The organism is Aliiroseovarius salicola (assembly GCF_027891095.1).
In the GTDB taxonomy this organism is placed as follows: domain Bacteria; phylum Pseudomonadota; class Alphaproteobacteria; order Rhodobacterales; family Rhodobacteraceae; genus Aliiroseovarius; species Aliiroseovarius salicola.
The window spans coordinates 446,030-462,382 of record NZ_JAQIIO010000002.1 but is presented as its reverse complement, the minus strand read 5'-3'; the positions used below and the strand labels follow the sequence as shown (position 1 = coordinate 462,382).

Annotated in this window: 16 protein-coding genes; 4 read left to right on the top strand and 12 right to left on the bottom strand. The window is 56.2% G+C overall.

Annotated elements, in window-relative coordinates; translation table 11 throughout:
• Nucleotides 1-44: 44 nt before the first annotated feature.
• Both O2N63_RS05955 and O2N63_RS05950 read right to left on the bottom strand, forming a co-directional pair.
• Nucleotides 45-1,064 (bottom strand): endonuclease/exonuclease/phosphatase family protein, encoded by a 1,020-nt coding sequence (locus O2N63_RS05955; RefSeq protein ID WP_271053313.1) that lies wholly within the window; start codon nucleotides 1,062-1,064, stop codon nucleotides 45-47.
• Between the two features lie 4 nt (nucleotides 1,065-1,068).
• A complete protein-coding gene (locus O2N63_RS05950; protein WP_271053312.1) occupies nucleotides 1,069-1,770 on the bottom strand; it encodes a molecular chaperone DjiA in 702 nt (233 codons plus the stop codon).
• 179 nt (nucleotides 1,771-1,949) lie between these two features.
• On the opposite strand from O2N63_RS05950, the gene nhaA reads away from it, so the two are divergent.
• Nucleotides 1,950-3,125, top strand: a complete 1,176-nt coding sequence (nhaA, locus tag O2N63_RS05945; RefSeq protein WP_271053311.1) for a Na+/H+ antiporter NhaA — start codon at nucleotides 1,950-1,952, stop codon at nucleotides 3,123-3,125.
• A 31-nt stretch (nucleotides 3,126-3,156) separates the two neighbouring features.
• On the opposite strand, the gene O2N63_RS05940 is transcribed toward nhaA, so the two are convergent.
• The 9 genes from O2N63_RS05940 to O2N63_RS05900 form a co-directional block, all read right to left on the bottom strand.
• On the bottom strand, nucleotides 3,157-3,630 hold the full coding sequence (locus tag O2N63_RS05940) for a GNAT family N-acetyltransferase (RefSeq protein ID WP_271053310.1): 474 nt from the start codon (nucleotides 3,628-3,630) through the stop codon (nucleotides 3,157-3,159).
• Entirely contained in the window at nucleotides 3,627-4,241 is a 615-nt protein-coding gene (locus O2N63_RS05935; RefSeq protein WP_271053309.1) for a VOC family protein, read from the bottom strand. Before O2N63_RS05935 ends, O2N63_RS05940 begins: the two co-directional genes overlap by 4 nt.
• A gap of 182 nt (nucleotides 4,242-4,423) precedes the next feature.
• Nucleotides 4,424-6,550, bottom strand: a complete 2,127-nt coding sequence (scpA, locus tag O2N63_RS05930) for a methylmalonyl-CoA mutase (protein ID WP_271053308.1) — start codon at nucleotides 6,548-6,550, stop codon at nucleotides 4,424-4,426.
• A 61-nt stretch (nucleotides 6,551-6,611) separates the two neighbouring features.
• A complete protein-coding gene (locus O2N63_RS05925) occupies nucleotides 6,612-7,142 on the bottom strand; it encodes a hypothetical protein (protein ID WP_271053307.1) in 531 nt (176 codons plus the stop codon).
• A 3-nt stretch (nucleotides 7,143-7,145) separates the two neighbouring features.
• Nucleotides 7,146-9,191, bottom strand: a complete 2,046-nt coding sequence (locus tag O2N63_RS05920; RefSeq protein ID WP_271053306.1) for an acetyl-CoA carboxylase biotin carboxylase subunit — start codon at nucleotides 9,189-9,191, stop codon at nucleotides 7,146-7,148.
• Nucleotides 9,181-9,858 carry a hypothetical protein gene (locus O2N63_RS05915; RefSeq protein ID WP_271053305.1) on the bottom strand — a complete coding sequence of 226 codons (678 nt, stop codon included), beginning with the start codon at nucleotides 9,856-9,858 and terminating at the stop codon, nucleotides 9,181-9,183. The genes O2N63_RS05920 and O2N63_RS05915 overlap by 11 nt, the downstream gene beginning before the upstream one ends.
• Before the next feature lie 2 nt (nucleotides 9,859-9,860).
• On the bottom strand, nucleotides 9,861-10,211 hold the full coding sequence (locus tag O2N63_RS05910) for a hypothetical protein (protein WP_271053369.1): 351 nt from the start codon (nucleotides 10,209-10,211) through the stop codon (nucleotides 9,861-9,863).
• Between the two features lie 14 nt (nucleotides 10,212-10,225).
• A complete protein-coding gene (locus tag O2N63_RS05905; RefSeq protein WP_271053304.1) occupies nucleotides 10,226-10,699 on the bottom strand; it encodes a DUF6497 family protein in 474 nt (157 codons plus the stop codon).
• Between the two features lie 26 nt (nucleotides 10,700-10,725).
• Entirely contained in the window at nucleotides 10,726-12,258 is a 1,533-nt protein-coding gene (locus O2N63_RS05900) for an acyl-CoA carboxylase subunit beta (RefSeq protein WP_271053303.1), read from the bottom strand.
• Between the two features lie 198 nt (nucleotides 12,259-12,456).
• Between O2N63_RS05900 and O2N63_RS05895 the strand changes: the two genes are divergently transcribed.
• The 3 genes from O2N63_RS05895 (at nucleotide 12,457) to O2N63_RS05885 (ending at nucleotide 16,044) form a co-directional block, all read left to right on the top strand.
• Nucleotides 12,457-13,689, top strand: a complete 1,233-nt coding sequence (locus O2N63_RS05895; protein WP_271053302.1) for a multidrug effflux MFS transporter — start codon at nucleotides 12,457-12,459, stop codon at nucleotides 13,687-13,689.
• A 109-nt stretch (nucleotides 13,690-13,798) separates the two neighbouring features.
• Entirely contained in the window at nucleotides 13,799-15,214 is a 1,416-nt protein-coding gene (locus O2N63_RS05890) for a helix-turn-helix domain-containing protein (RefSeq protein WP_271053301.1), read from the top strand.
• Nucleotides 15,215-15,375: 161 nt separating this feature from the next.
• Entirely contained in the window at nucleotides 15,376-16,044 is a 669-nt protein-coding gene (locus O2N63_RS05885; RefSeq protein WP_271053300.1) for an alpha/beta hydrolase, read from the top strand.
• 72 nt (nucleotides 16,045-16,116) lie between these two features.
• On the opposite strand, the gene O2N63_RS05880 is transcribed toward O2N63_RS05885, so the two are convergent.
• The gene (locus O2N63_RS05880) at nucleotides 16,117-16,353 is read right to left on the bottom strand and encodes a YdcH family protein (protein WP_271053299.1); all 237 of its coding nucleotides are present in this window, start codon (nucleotides 16,351-16,353) and stop codon (nucleotides 16,117-16,119) included.

Below are 16,353 nucleotides of genomic sequence, written 5' to 3'. Positions count from 1 at the left end.
TCGGAATATGGGTATGGAAACGACAGTTTCCAACCTTCTGCGGATCAAAGGTCGATATCCAAAGTGACCGGGAAATGATCCGAGGCCGTCAACAACGCCTCTCGCAGCGCATCCGCCCGATAGCATTGCGGGTCGTCAAACGGATGCCAGATCCGCCATTTCGGATTCATCTGGCACAGGTCGGGCGAAATCATGATGTAGTCCAGAAGTGCCTGCAAATATCGTTTCTGTTCTGAAATGTAGAACCGTGATGAACTGGGCCGCGCACCCGTCTTGCGGGACAGCGCCTGATGAGCATGAGGATCAAACATGCTGGGCGCTTCGTCCTCTTCTCCCATCACAATCTCGATCCCGGAGCGACCAAACAGTTTTTCGTACTCATCGAGACCAGGGCCATCATTGAAATCACCGAGAACAATCAACGGGTTATCTGCATCAAGATGCTGCTCAATCCGCTGCCGGATCCAGATACATTGCGCCATCTGCTTGCGGCGGTTCTCAATGGCAATGCGCGTGGCTTCTTCGGCGTTGCGTGCCCCATGCGGGGCTTTGGATTTCACATGCACGCCAATCAAGCGCAGTTTTTGCCCATTCTTTTTCATCGTCAACGCCACTTCAAGCGGCGGCTTGGAAAACCGAACTTTATCCGGGGCGGCATCGATATCGAGATCAAGCTGGAACTCGGCATCAAACCGCGGCGCATATTGTCCCTGTGCAGCCCCCCATGGATCATGTTTCGCTTCGAACTGATCGGGATCATATAAAAGCGCAATTTCCTGTTGTGTGTCATTGGCAAATCCAATGAGAGCGCGTCGGGCACGCAAGCCAAAGATGCGGGCAAATGTTTCAAGCGCTTTTACAGTCGAGCGCCGTCGGTTCTGGTCTGGCGCCTCCACCACCATGACCAGATCGGCCTCCAATAATTTGAAAACGATGCCTGCAGCTTTGAGTTGCGCCCGACGTGTCACACCCCTGCGGGTGGCAAGCTCCTGATCTGCAAGCGGGTTCCCCTCATCATCAAACAGCGTATTGAACCATTCGACGTTATATGTGGCTATACGCATGGGATCAGTCCCCGTTCTTCTTGGACGTCGCCTGTCGCGCATTGATCTCTTCCCAGGCGCGGTTCACGGCGATCAGGCGCTTTTCAGCCAGCTTAATCGCCTCTTCCGGAACCCCACGCGCCAGCATCACGTCAGGGTGGCTGTCGCGCACTTCTTGACGCCAGACTTTGCGGATCTCTTCGAGGGTCATGTCTTTTGCCACGCCCAGCACCGTGTAGGGGCATGGTTCGGCGTCCGGCACGAAACGGGCGCGCAGGGCGTGAAACTTCTCATCAGGCATGCCGAAAATGCCGGCCACATGGGTCAGGAATTCATCTTCGTTGGGGTGATATTCCCCGTCTGCCAAAGCAATGAAGAACAGCCCTTCCATCAGGTCACAAAGCGCAGGGTCTTCTGGGCCGAACATGTCGGCAATGCGTTTTGCATAAAGCTCAAAACCCGCCACGTCAGTGCGGGCGAGGTTGAACACTTTCGCCGCCTGCTTTTCCTCGTCGCGCGGAATGGTGAACACTTCACGGAAGGCGGAAACCTCATCTCGGGTCACAAGCCCATCGGCCTTGGCCATCTTCGCCCCGAGGGCGATCACAGCAATGGCAAAGCCGGCAGAGCGTTCTGGCGGCGTACGCAGATGCGCAAACACATCAGACAGGCTTTCACCTTGGGCCAGCGCGGACAGCGCATCGGATATGCGGGACCAGATTGACATGTGTTCTTCCTACACGCTTCGCAGCGCAATAACGAGCGTAAAGGCCGCTGGCACAAGAGAAATACGGGCGCGGGAAGGGTACGACAAGGTTATGCGGCAATAAAAGGGATTGTTGACTTGAACCGCCCCGGATGTTTCTTAAATACAACCAAACTCAACACAAATAATCGGGATTTTCAGTGCTTACTCGTTTCATCGACACCTTCTTCCGCCATGACGCGGCCGGAGGCATCATTCTGATGCTCTCGGCGGTTGCCGCACTTATCGCAGCAAACTCACCTGTTGCGGAGGTATTCACAGCCCTTTTTGATGCCAAACTGTCTGTTCTCATCAACGGTGACGGTCTTTCGAAACCTATTCTTCTGTGGGTGAATGACGGATTGATGGCCGTGTTTTTCTTTCTGATCGGGCTGGAGTTGAAGCGCGAAATGCTGGAAGGGAAGCTGAAAAATCCGAGGGATGTGGTTCTTCCGGGCATGGCTGCAGTCGGTGGCATGGCGTTGCCTGCTCTGATCTATGCAGCGATCAACTGGTCAAATCCCTCCACCTTGGGTGGCTGGGCCATTCCTGCAGCCACCGACATTGCCTTTGCGCTTGGGGTCCTCGCGCTTCTGGGCAAACGTGCGCCCACTGCGCTTAAAGTGTTTCTGCTTACGCTGGCAATTCTAGATGACTTGGGTGCAATTGTGGTTATTGCACTATTCTACACGGCCGAATTGAAGATCTCGTATCTACTCTATGCCTTGGTGCCTTTGGCATTGATGGGCTGGTTGAACATGAAAAAAGTACACCGCGTAGCCCCTATCCTGATGCTGGGTGTGGTGCTGTGGGTTCTGGTTTTGAAATCAGGCGTACACGCCACGCTGGCAGGCGTTGCCACCGCCTTTTTCGTGCCGCTTACGGACAAGTGGGGCAAGTCGCCTTTGCATGCTCTGGAACATGCCTTAATGCCCTACGTCTTCTTTCTGATTGTACCAATTTTTGCTTTCGCCAATGCGGGGGTAAGCTTCGAAGGCATGTCACTCGCGGCTTTGATGGCTCCCGTTCCGCTGGGCATCGCGGCGGGTTTGATCCTTGGCAAACAGGTTGGCGTCTTCGGTCTGACCTGGCTGACGGTAAAATCAGGTCGAGCACATCTACCGCATGGGGTGAACTGGCGTCATATCTATGGAGTATCGGCGCTGGCGGGGATCGGATTTACCATGTCGCTCTTCATTGGTGGTCTGAGCTTCTCTGACCCAACCCTGATGAATGATGTGCGTCTGGGGGTTCTTCTGGCCTCTGGTCTGTCCGCCGTTATCGGGTTTGCCGTGCTTTACCTAGCCGGCAATCCGGACGCAGAAGAGAAGGTTTAATCCTGCCGCAGATCAGCAGAGGTGCCCGCCTTCAAAGGCGCTTCTGCATCAACACCAGGTCATGCCAGGTGTTAAATTTTTGTCCGGCCTCGGGGATCACCCCCACCTTTACAAACCCAAGGGCCGCATGAAACGGCTCGCCCATTGGATTAGCGGCGGAGATCCCAGCAATAAGGGAATGCACCTTATTGGCGCGGGCATGGGCCTCGATGGCCCGCATGAGCGCACGTCCAACCCCTCTTCCCCGGGCCGCTTCCGCCAACATGACCGAATGTTCCTTGGTATGTGCATATCCAACCCCGCCCCGAAACGGAGCATATGAGGCATAGCCAATCACCTCTCCAGCCTCTTCTGCAACAAAAGTGACGTCGTTGATTTCAATAGTGGCCCGCACGTCTTCGAGCGTCTTTTCGGTGCTGTTGAAGGTGATCAGGGTCTCGCGGATGGCGATGTTCCAAAGGGACCGGATGGCCGTTGCATCATCGGCAGTGGCCACACGGATCACAGTTTCACCATTCCATTAGGAGTATCGATCCAGGCCGCAATCCCTGGCTCTCCCGAATGCAGCGTGAGGCGCGTGTCGATCACCAGCGGCATGAGCGCTACAGACAGCGCCTCGGCCTCTGGATGAGTGATTTCCAACGCAACAAGGCGCAAACCTTGATCCGGCAAGCCCGGAGCAGGATCTTCAGACTGCCATGACAACACCCCTGGGGCACATCCACCAAACGGAAGGCGCCCATCCTCCGGCACCGCCATCTGCCAGCGATAATCGCCTCGTTCCAACTGCAAGATATCTCCTGTTCCTTCGGGGGCGCGATGCAAGGCCTCTTCGATATTCGGAACCCGGACCGCCCAGTTGGTTAGGCGTGCGTCCCCTCTGAAATAGTCCAGATCGAACCAGCGCGCATGATCTGGGCGCGATGCAGCGGGATTGACGGAAATGACTTCGAGATAGGTGTCCGGCCCAAGCGAGAGCAGCCTGTTATGGGTTCCCATACGAGGATGTTCACCGCCCCCTGCCATTGGCATGCCCAATGTCTCTTCAACATAGGCCACGCCTTCAGCAAGCGTCGCAGAGGAAACAACAAGGTGGTCGATGGCTCCCAACGCCATGGAAATCCTCCATTCGGTCCGAGATAAAGGCTGGCGGGAAATTGTAATGATCGCAAGTGGTTTATGTGTTTATCTCAGTAGCCACTTTGAACCAAATACGTCCACCCCCGGGGGACGGGAGTGGACGCCAGGCAGACCACGAAAGGTCTGTAGGACACTTGAAAAGTGGCCTTATTCTTGGATCAGCTGCGCACGTCGCGCACGATCTGAAGCACTTTTTCAGCTGCTTCCGGAATGTTCGTGCCCGGACCAAAAATGGCTTTGACACCATTTTCATAAAGGTAGTCGTAGTCTTGCTGCGGGATCACTCCGCCACAAATCACGATGATATCCTCGGCGCCCTGCTCTTTCAGAGCTTGAACCAGCTGCGGTGCGAGCGTCTTGTGACCGGCGGCCTGTGACGAAATCCCAACGATATGCACATCGTTGTCGATGGCGTCCTGAGCGGCCTCATCCGGGGTTTGGAAAAGCGGGCCTACGTCCACATCAAAGCCGATGTCGGCAAAGGCGGTGGCAATCACCTTGGCACCGCGGTCATGGCCGTCCTGGCCCATTTTCACAACGAGCATCCGGGGGCGACGGCCTTCGGCCTCGGCAAAGGCTTCGACGGATTTCTGGATCTGAGCAAAGCCCTCATCACCTTCGTAAGCGGCACCGTAAACACCAGCCAATGTCTTCACTTCGGCGCGGTGACGACCAAATTCCTTTTCCATTGCCATGCTGATTTCTCCGACTGAGGCGCGGGTGCGGGCAGCTTCAACAGCCGCCTCGAGCAGGTTACCGCCTTCTTTCGAACGGCGGGACAGTTCGTCAAGGGCAGCCTGACATGCAGCCTCGTCACGGGTTGCGCGGATATTTTCAAGGCGGGCAATCTGGCTGTCACGCACGGCCATATTGTCCACGTCAAGAATGTCGATGGGATCTTCTTTTTCGAGTTTGTGCTTATTCACGCCAACAATGACTTCGTCACCCTTGTCGATCATCGCCTGACGTTTGGCAGCACTTTCTTCGATGCGCAGCTTGGGCATCCCCGAGGCCACGGCCTTGGTCATGCCACCCATTTCCTCGACCTCTTCCATCAAAGCCCAGGCTTTGTTGATCAGCTCGTCGGTCAGACTTTCCACGTAGTAAGAACCTGCCAGCGGGTCGACCACATTTGTCACGCCGGTTTCTTCTTGCAGGATGATCTGGGTGTTGCGCGCAATCCGGGCCGAGAAATCGGTAGGCAGCGCAATCGCTTCATCCAACGCATTGGTGTGCAGCGATTGGGTGCCGCCGAGAGCGGCCGACATGGCTTCGTAAGCTGTGCGGATCACGTTGTTATAGGGGTCCTGTTCCTGCAAAGACACGCCCGAGGTCTGGCAGTGGGTGCGCAGCATTTTTGAACGTTCGGATTTCGCGCCAAACTCACTCATCACGCGGTGCCATAGGGTGCGGGCCGCGCGCAGTTTGGCGGCTTCCATGAAGAAGTTCATGCCGATGGCAAAGAAGAACGACAGACGCCCTGCAAACTTGTCTACGTCCATGCCGGCTTCGATGGCCGCACGCACATATTCACGGCCGTCAGCGAGTGTGTAGGCCAGCTCCTGTACAAGGTTCGCGCCCGCTTCCTGCATGTGGTAGCCAGAAATCGAGATCGAGTTGAACTTCGGCATTTCATTCGAGGTGTATTCGATGATGTCCGAGATTATCCGCATCGAGGGTTCGGGCGGATAGATATAGGTGTTGCGCACCATGAACTCTTTCAGAATGTCATTCTGAATGGTGCCGGCAAGCAAGCCCTTGTCATGACCCTGTTCCTGACCAGCCACGATGAAGCTCGCGAGGATCGGAATCACCGCGCCGTTCATGGTCATCGAAACCGAAACCTTATCCAACGGGATGCCATCGAAAAGGATCTTCATGTCCTCAACGCTGTCGATCGCCACACCGGCCTTCCCCACGTCACCGACAACGCGGGGGTGATCGCTGTCATAGCCCCGGTGGGTGGCAAGGTCGAAAGCAACGGACACGCCTTGCTGACCGGCGGCCAGATTGCGGCGGTAGAACGCGTTGCTTTCCTCAGCGGTTGAGAAACCGGCATATTGGCGGATGGTCCAGGGACGGCCCGCATACATGGTGGCCTTCACGCCACGGGTGAAGGGACCAAAGCCAGGCAACGTGCCCATATGGTCCAGATCCTTGGTGTCATCCGCCGTATAAAGCGGTTTTACATCAATGCCTTCCAAGGTTTCCCAGTTGAGATCGTCGAGCGCGCGACCGCGCAGCTCCTTCTCGGCCAGCTCTTTCCACTTCGCTGTATCGCTCATGGCGTCATCCTTTTTCTCAACCCGGTCTGGCGGGCATATTCAGTTCATTGTTGCCACGGGATCAGTAGGTATCCCCTGCGGCGAAAAACAGTTTGCGATCGACCGGGTCGAGCACCATGACCCCATCAAGTTCGGCCGAGTAGGCCAGAAGCGCACCGGGGCGCGTCATGGCCGCATGGAACCCGGCCTCGATGTCCCTATTGATACAAGGGCCAACTTGAGCCACTGCGGCCAACGCGTGTTTGCCGAACCAACCATCATTGGCCCTCAACATCGTTTCGGTCATCTGATGTGGCGAGACCCCCTCCATCTGGATCCCGGCCCGCCCCTTCAAACCATAAATGCGTTGGGCATCGGACGGGCTTTTGCCCAGTGGAAGTTCCAATCCGGCCTTATTGCTGTGTGCCCGAAAGACCGCGGCGGTACAGCGCGGTCCGCTTGCAAAGGCGAGCGTGTCCCCCAGTTGGAACCATGCCGAAAGACTGGCCCGAAGTTTGCTCTCTTGGTGCAGATCACAGCCGCCCAGCAGCGTCACGGCAGCAAACGCTAAAAGCGTTCCTCCGTTTGGCATATGCCGGGCGGCGGCCAACATGGGTTATTCGAACTCCATGATCACTTCGTCGACGGCAAGGCTGTCGCCCGCGCCTGCATTGATCTTGGACACTTTGCCCTTTTTCTCGGCGCGCAGGATGTTTTCCATCTTCATCGCCTCGATGGTGCAAAGGGCTTGGCCTTCCTGAACGTCCTGCCCCACTTCCACATCGACTTTCACAACAAGGCCCGGCATCGGACAGAGCAGCATTTTCGATGTATCGGGTGCAATCTTTTCAGGCATCAAGCGGGCAAGCTCGGCTTGGCGCGGGGTGCGCACGCGCACATCAAGATCAGCGCCACGGCTCCGCATACGGAATCCCGAAGTGATCTTGTCCACCTTCAGAACCAATTTTTCACCACTCACTTCAAGCTTGGCCAGACTGTCACCCGGGGTCCACTTGCTTTCGACACGCAGTTTGCTGCCATCATCAAACTTGACAGTACAGCCTTCTTTGTCTGCTTTGGTTTTCACTGCAAATTCCAAGCCTTGCAGGGTTACAACCCAATTCTTGCCAATCTTGCGTTCGTGGTTATCCATCCGGCCCGAGATGCGGGTACGGCGGATTTCGGTAACGCGATACATAGCGGCAGCCGAGGCCGCGATACGCTTCAAAGCGTCTTCGCCGAGTTCAACCCCTTCAAATCCATCCGGGTATTGCTCTTCGATGAAAGCAGTCGTCATGTCACCGGATATGAAGATCGGGTGATCCATCACAGCTGAGAGGAATGGCAGGTTGTGACCAATGCCTTCAACCTCAAAACTGTCCAGAGCAACGCGCATGGCTTCGATTGCTTCGTCACGGGTCGGGGCCCATGTGCAAAGCTTTGCGATCATCGGGTCATAATACATGCTGATCTCGCCGCCTTCATAGACGCCGGTATCGTTGCGCACGGCATATTTGCCGGTCTTGGCGTCACCCTGCCACTTGTCATTGTCCAGAAGCGGACCAGCGGCGCGCTCTGCCGGAGGACGATAGGCGGTCAGACGACCAATTGATGGCAGGAAGCCGCGATACGGGTCTTCAGCATATAGACGGTTTTCAATGGCCCAGCCGTTCAGCTTCACATCATCCTGAGTGATGGACAGCTCTTCACCTGCAGCAACGCGAACCATCTGTTCCACAAGGTCAACACCGGTGATCAATTCGGTCACGGGGTGTTCCACCTGCAGACGGGTGTTCATTTCGAGGAAGTAGAAGTTCTTGTCGCCATCAACGATGAATTCCACGGTACCAGCCGATGAATATCCCACGGCTTTCGCCAGTGCGACAGCCTGTTCGCCCATCGCTCGACGCGTCTCTTCGTCAAGGAACGGCGACGGGGCCTCTTCCACCACTTTCTGGTTGCGACGCTGGATCGAGCATTCGCGTTCGCCCAGATACACGCCATTCCCATGATTGTCGCAGAGCACCTGAATTTCGATGTGACGTGGCTGGGTGACAAATTTCTCGATGAAGATCCGGTCGTCACCAAAGCTGTTGGCCGCTTCGTTCTTGGAGGACTGGAAGCCTTCCCGCGCTTCGTCATCATTCCATGCGATCCGCATACCCTTACCGCCGCCGCCAGCGGAGGCCTTGATCATCACCGGATAGCCGACCTGGTTCGAGATCTTCACGGCTTCCTCAGCGTCCTCAATCAACCCCATATAGCCGGGAACGGTGGACACATCCGCGTCCTGTGCGATCTTCTTTGAAGTAATCTTGTCGCCCATCGCCTCAATGGCACCTTTCGGCGGGCCAACAAAGGTCACGCCTTCAGCTTCAAGCGCCTCGGCAAACTTGGAGTTTTCAGATAGGAATCCGTAACCCGGGTGCACGGCCTGTGCACCGGTCTGTCGGACCGCATCCATCACCTTGTCGATGACAATGTATGACTGGTTGGCCGGTGGCGGGCCGATGTGTACGGCTTCATCGGCCATTTCCACATGAAGCGCATTCTTGTCCGCATCCGAGTAAATCGCAACGGTCCCAATGCCCATTTTACGGGCGGTCTTGATCACGCGGCAGGCAATCTCGCCCCGGTTCGCAATCAGGATCTTATTGAACATATCCTGTCCCTTCTTCATGTGTGTGCAGGGCGCATCCCCGCAGATTGGCAACAAAAAACCCACCAGAGGACGAACCTCTGGTGGGCATGTACGATGGGCGTGCTGCACTGTGCACGACCTTGGTATCAGTGTGGATCAGACGATCAGCATGCGCCCACGTCGTCGCAAAGTGCCCCTGCACCGGCGCCGATGGCTGCTCCGGTAAGGACATTTCCGTCTGAGACGCCAGCAATGACGGCGCCTGCCGCTGCGCCAGCGCCGGCGCGTTCGAGATCATTCCACTGGCATCCTGCCAGCGCAGCCGCGAAGCATAATCCTGCAACAAGTTTTCCGATTTGCATGTTTTTCTGCCCTGATTGTTTGTGCGAGTAACGCAAATAGAGCGTTTAACCCGACGCAATACAAGGTGCGCGCCGCGCAATGGGCGAGGGTTTGCGCAACCGAATTCCGGGCGGAAAAAGAAACCCGGCTCAAGCCCGAAGGCCCGAGACCGGGGAGAAGAAGGGGAAGGGTTGTGGTTTCGACGAACCACGGCAAAACGCGGGGATAATGCGCTTGCCTGAGTAGAAGATTGGCACGCAACAACGCCATTGCAAGAGGCCGATGGCAACGCATTTGCCATTTGGGCCAGTTCTTGCCGGTTTTGTTTGCGACCAAGCGAAATCATGCCTACACCCCTTCAAACGCTTCAGGGAACGAGGCGCGGGCACGATCGGCATCAATGACCAACATCGCTTCGTAACTGGCCGGATCAAACGGATCTTCCGCCGGGATCACTTCCCGTCCGAAAAGCCAGCTCAGACGGCCAGCGTCCAGATTTCCGCGCTCGAACGGCTGGTCGCCGAAATTTTCCCACAGCGCCTGCATAAAGCCAGCATCTGCCCGTCGATCTGCGGGTTTGCGGTCAGCGTATCGCTCACGCGGCTTCAGTTCAGTCGCACCAGATTTACTGGCGCGGCGCAGGGTGAATTGGAAATCGGTGCCGGGCAGACGACCCGGGAACCCACGATGTTTCAACATATATGGCAATGCCATCAGAAGCCCTCCCAGAAACAGGCCCCATCCTCGGGGCGGTAGGCTTCGAAATACTGTGTCGCGGCGGGATCCGCCACGCCGAACTCAACCTCACGGTCGGTCAGGACAATGATTATTTGGTCAGGAAGGTCGACCGCATCGGCGACAAGCTGGGGCAGCACATAGTTCTGGCACAGCGCGACCATGTCCTCTTCTGTCTGAGAAAAGGCAATATTTCCGCCATCGCGGGCAATCTGCGGGGCAACAAAGCGATAGCGGATGGCGGTACCGAGGGCACTGTCCATTCCGCTGATCACGTCCAACAACTCTACTGGCTGGCCCGAGGGCACGGTGAGCACGCCACCTCCCCCCCATGAAGGTTCTTCTGAACTGGCCTGAGCAGGCGCAGACAGAGGAACGGTCAGGGAAAGGAGCGCGGCAAAAATCGCCCCTCCAACCTGACCGAAACGGCCCTGATATGTCTGCGCCAGCATCATCTCTTCTCAGCTCTCCGAGTTGTTTACAGCGGAATATTGTCGTGCTTTTTCCAGGGATTCTGGAGCTTTTTGCCGCGAAGCGCAGCAAATGCACGAGCAACACGTTTGCGGGTGGAACGCGGCTGAATCACCTCGTCGATAAAGCCACGTTCTGCGGCCACAAACGGGTTGGCGAAACGATCTTCGTAATCCGCGGTGCGCTGTGCGATCTTTTCGGGATCCTCCAGATCCTGACGGTATAGAATCTCAACCGCCCCCTTGGCCCCCATCACCGCGATCTCGGCTTTCGGCCAGGCATAGTTGAAGTCCCCGCGCAGGTGCTTGGATGCCATCACGTCATAAGCGCCACCATAGGCTTTGCGGGTGATCACCGTCACTTTCGGCACGGTCGCTTCACCATAAGCAAAGAGCAGTTTCGCACCATGTTTGATCACGCCACCGTATTCCTGTGAGGTCCCCGGCAGGAAGCCCGGCACATCCACCAGCGTCAGGATCGGAATTTCGAACGCATCACAGAAGCGCACGAAACGGGCGGCCTTGCGCGAACTGTCGATATCCAGACAACCAGCCAGCACCATCGGTTGGTTCGCCACCACACCGACAGTCTGCCCTTCCAGACGGATATAGCCGGTAATTATGTTCTTGGCGTAGTCTTCCTGGATCTCGTAGAAATCACCTTCATCAGCAATCTTGCCGATCAGCTCTTTCATGTCATAAGGCGTGTTCGGATTGTCCGGCACAAGCGTATCAAGGCTTTCGTCAATCCGACCGGGATCGTCAAAGAACGGGCGCACCGGTGCCTTCTCGCGGTTGTTCAGCGGAAGGAAATCAACCAGGCGGCGCACTTCAGTCAGCGCTTCCACGTCGTTTTCAAACGCCCCGTCAGCAACCGACGATTTCTTGGTGTGGGTCGAGGCGCCGCCAAGCTCCTCGGCTGTCACCACTTCGTTGGTCACGGTTTTCACAACATCCGGTCCGGTCACGAACATGTATGAGGTGTCTTTCACCATGAAGATGAAGTCAGTCATGGCAGGCGAATAGACCGCACCACCAGCACATGGCCCCATGATCACCGAGATCTGCGGCACCACACCCGACGCCATGATGTTGCGTTGGAACACTTCGGCGTAACCAGCAAGCGAGTCGACGCCTTCCTGAATGCGAGCACCACCCGAGTCGTTCAACCCAATGATTGGTGCTCCATTCTGCACGGCCATGTCCTGGATCTTGCAGATCTTCTGCGCATGGGTTTCTGACAGAGAGCCACCAAACACGGTGAAATCCTGCGAGAACACATAGACCATACGGCCATTGATCGTTCCCCACCCGGTTATAACACCATCGCCAGAGGGCTTATCGGCCTCCATGCCGAATTCGGTGCAACGGTGAGTCTTGAACATGTCGAACTCTTCGAACGAGCCTTCGTCGAGCAGCAGCTCGATCCGCTCACGTGCGGTCAGCTTGCCTTTTGCATGCTGACTATCGATCCGACGCTGACCACCTCCAAGGCGGGCTTTTTCGCGACGGTTTTCCAGTTCCTCGAGGATATCTTTCATCTGGCGGCACTCCTTGATTTCAGGGCAAACTAGCCCGGATTGCTGCGTTGCGGAAGGGAAAATGGGCGAATTTGCAAAGTAATTGCAATCGCAAATTTGCAAATTGAAAAGTTGCAAATTATTGGTTTTTCCTCTCATGATCCAATCAATCACTGAAAATGATTGGACGGCGCCGCCTGCCCGCTCTAGCGATAACTTATGCAGCCTACAGAAACTGATCACATAACCCGGTCGAATTTTCTCGACCCAAGCACGCCACCCAGCCTGTTTACCCTGACATTTGTTGCGGCGATGGCGGCGGTGTCGATGAATGTGTTTCTGCCTTCATTGCCCGGCATGGCGCTATATTTCAACGCCGACTATCATCTGGTGCAGCTGTCCGTGGCTTTGTATCTCTTTATGAATGGCGCGCTGCAGATTGTGGTCGGGCCCCTGTCGGATCGGTTTGGGCGCAGACCAGTGATCCTGTCCGGCTTTGCCATCTACATCCTTGCGACAATGGGATGTATCTTTGCACCAACCATTCAGATCTTTCTTGGCTTTCGAATGCTACAGGCCACGGTTGCCGTTGGCATGGTGATCTCGCGCGCAGCGATCCGCGACATGGTGCCGGGTGAGCGAGCGGCTTCGATGATCGGCTACGTGACCATGGGCATGTCACTGGTGCCAATGCTGGCCCCGACACTGGGTGGCTTTCTGGATCAACTCTATGGTTGGAAAGCGAATTTCTGGCTTCAAAGTCTCACAGGGCTGCTGGCTCTTGCGTTGATATGGCGCGATATGGGTGAAACCTCACAACGCCAGTTCGGCGGCTTTCGTGCTCAATTCCGGGCCTATCCTGCGCTACTGACTTCTCCCCGATTCTGGGGCTATTGCCTGAGCGCCACCTTCACCTCCGGCGCATTTTTCGCCTATCTCGGCGGCGCACCATACGTGGGAAGTGAGATCTATGGGATGGAGCCTTCGCGTCTTGGGATATTCTTTGGAGCCCCTGCTGCGGGTTATTTGATCGGCAATTTTCTATCTGGGCGCTTCTCAATCCGCATGGGCATGACGCGAATGATCATGGGAGGATGCCTGATCACTGCGGCAGGCATGGCCTTGTCGATCGCAATATTCGCCCTTGGTGCCGGTAATGAATACGTGTTTTTTGGCGTCATGATCCTGGTTGGCGTCGGCAACGGGCTGACCCTCCCCTCAGCAAACGCGGGCATGATGAGTGTTCGCCCGGAGCTGGCAGGAAGCGCTGCGGGTCTTGGCGGCACGCTGATGATGTGCGGCGGCGGCGGCATTTCCGCATTGGCAGGGATGGTTCTGGGGGACGGTCAGTCGGCCATGCCGCTGTTATGGCTGATGTTTTTCTCAACCTCCATCGCAGTCTTGTCGATGCTAGTGGTCTTGAGACGGGAACGAACACTTGGCTTGAGATAGCAATGCCGGGTCACTTTCTGTTTTGACGAACCTGCTTTGCAAATGTTAGGAAATTCGCAAGAAACATTTGCAAACTCGTCAATTCCCGAATGCGACAGGAGGGACAATCATGGCCACCCAAAAACTCTACGCTGGGGTCAAACTGCGTGAAATCCGGTCGCGGTTGGGACTTACACAGAAAGTGTTTGCCGAAAAACTCGGGGTCAGCCTGCCCTACCTGAACCAGATGGAGAACAACAATCGCCCCGTATCGACCGGTGTGGTTCTGGCGCTGGCGCAGGAGTTTGGATTCGATGTTGCAGAGCTGTCCACCGGGGACGCCGAGCGGTTGGTCAGCGATATGCGTGAGGCGTTTGCGGATCCTGTCTTTTCAGACGCCCCTCCGCTCGCGGATCTGCGCCTCGCGGCATCAAATGCCCCCGCACTTGCGCACGCCCTTCTGGAATTGCACCGGGCCTATCGCATGGGGCACGAACGGCTGGCCGCCCTTGATGAAAGTATGGGCGAAGAGCAATTGGGGGAATTGCGATCCACCCAGGCCTCTCCCTGGGACGAGGTGCGTGACTTCTTTCACTATTGCGACAATTACATTGACGCGGTCGACCGCGCCGCAGAACATTTTGTAACAAATGCGATTTCTCGTGGTTTGGGCAAATATGCAATGGCCGAAGAAACCCTGACCGAGCGCGGGATCACAATTCGGCGCGAAGACAGCAATACCACCCGTCAATACGACCCTGAAAACAAGGTCCTCACCCTGTCGACCCGCCCTCCACGTGCCACGCAGGAGTTTCAGCTCTTGATGCAGGTCGCTCTGATTACTCAAGATGCTCTGCTTGAGGCCACGCTGGATTTTGCCCGGTTCCAGACCGACGAGGCGCGCTCGATCGCCAAACTGGGGTTGGCCAATTACTTTGCAGGGGCAACCCTTCTGCCCTATAGCACCTTTCTTGAGGCAGCCCATGAGACGCGGCACGATCTGGAGCGTTTGGCCGACCGGTTTGGGGCGTCAATTGAACAGGTTGCCCACCGGTTGTCGACACTTCAGCGACCGGGTGCAAAAGGTATCCCGTTTTTCTTTGTGCGTGTGGATCAGGCGGGCACCATCACCAAGCGCCACTCAGCCACACGGCTGCAATTTGCCCGTTTCGGCGGCGCCTGCCCGCTTTGGAATGTGCATCAGGCTTTTGAAACCCCCGGCCGCTTCCTGCGTCAGCTGGCCCAAACCCCGGATGGGGTGAAATACTTCTGCCTTGCTCGCAATGTCACAAAATCCGGCGGCACCTTTGCCTCGCCCGTTCGACGCTATGCCATCGGTCTTGGCTGCGAGGTGAAACATGCAGGTGCCTTGGTCTACGCGGACGATTTCGACATCTCAAATGACGCCGCCTATGAACCGATTGGAGTCAGTTGCCGAATCTGCGAACGAGCGCATTGTCACCAACGCTCGGTTCCTCCCCTTGAACGCAAACTCAGGGTCGATCCATACTCCAGGGGAGTTTTACCCTATGAGATCGAGCGATAATGAAACGATTGCCTGCCGCCCTTCTGATTTTGTTTCTTGCAACTTCACTGACCTCTCTGCCAGCATCCGCAGGACCATCACCGTTTGAAGCAGTACTGTTTCAATTTGACAAAAGCCGCACAGACCCGGCCCGTAGCAAAAGCAAGCATGTTGCAAAATACATGCGTGAAGAACAGCTGGATGGTCTGGTGCTTTGGGTGTCCGAAGCGCGCCGCCCTGGTCCCTGCTTTCTTTTTTTCCCCGGCTCGATTGGAAATCTGGACGACAGGGCGTGGAAGCTCAATTGGTTTGCCGAGAAGGGTTATGGCGTCGTGGCCATGGGCTATCCCGGATCATCGGGCAGCAAAGGGCGCGCCAGCTCTACTGCAATCATGCGGGCTGCGCATAAAACCTGGAAGGCTGTTCCGTCGCTATTGGGAGAGTGTCCGGTTGTGGTGGTGGGCGCGAGCCTGGGCTCTGGTGTGGCCACCCGCCTCAGCTATGAGTTAACGCAGAAAGGAACCCCACCCGCGGGTCTGGTTTTGCAAGCCCCGTACCGCTCGATCCATGCGCTGGTGTCCCACCAAGCCCCTAGTCTGGCACCGTTTTTTCGCGGCAATTTTGATCCGTGGCCGACAGAGAGGTTTATCAAACATTTAAAACTGCCCCTTTTCATAATGCATGGCGGGCGCGACACAGCGGTTCCGGTGGCGCAGGGGCGGGCTGTTTTCAAAACCTCACCATCAAAAAACAAACAATTGGAAATCCGGAAAAAACTGTCTCATGGCAAAATCTGGGCGGGCAAGGGCGTTTTGAAAAAAATGGAGCGTTGGTCGAAAGACCTTCAATAGCCCCGGCAAAAAAGACCCCGCTGCAAGCAGCGGGGCAAGGGAGGTATTCTTCTGTGCTAGACGCTTGCGCAATCAGGCGCTGAGCATCCGGTATATCTCGTCCTTCAGCGCGGCTCGTTTTTTGCGCATGTCCTCTTCGGTGAACTGGTCTGTCGGCTCCACGTTGGTTTCTGCACGGTGTACCGCGCGGTTCACCTCATGATAGTCATCTGCCAGCTTGGAAAAATGGGCATCCGACGCCTTCATGTCCGAGATCTTGTCTGCGTGTTCCGGAAATTCTTCATGCAACTCGTGGGGGGTGTGGGACAT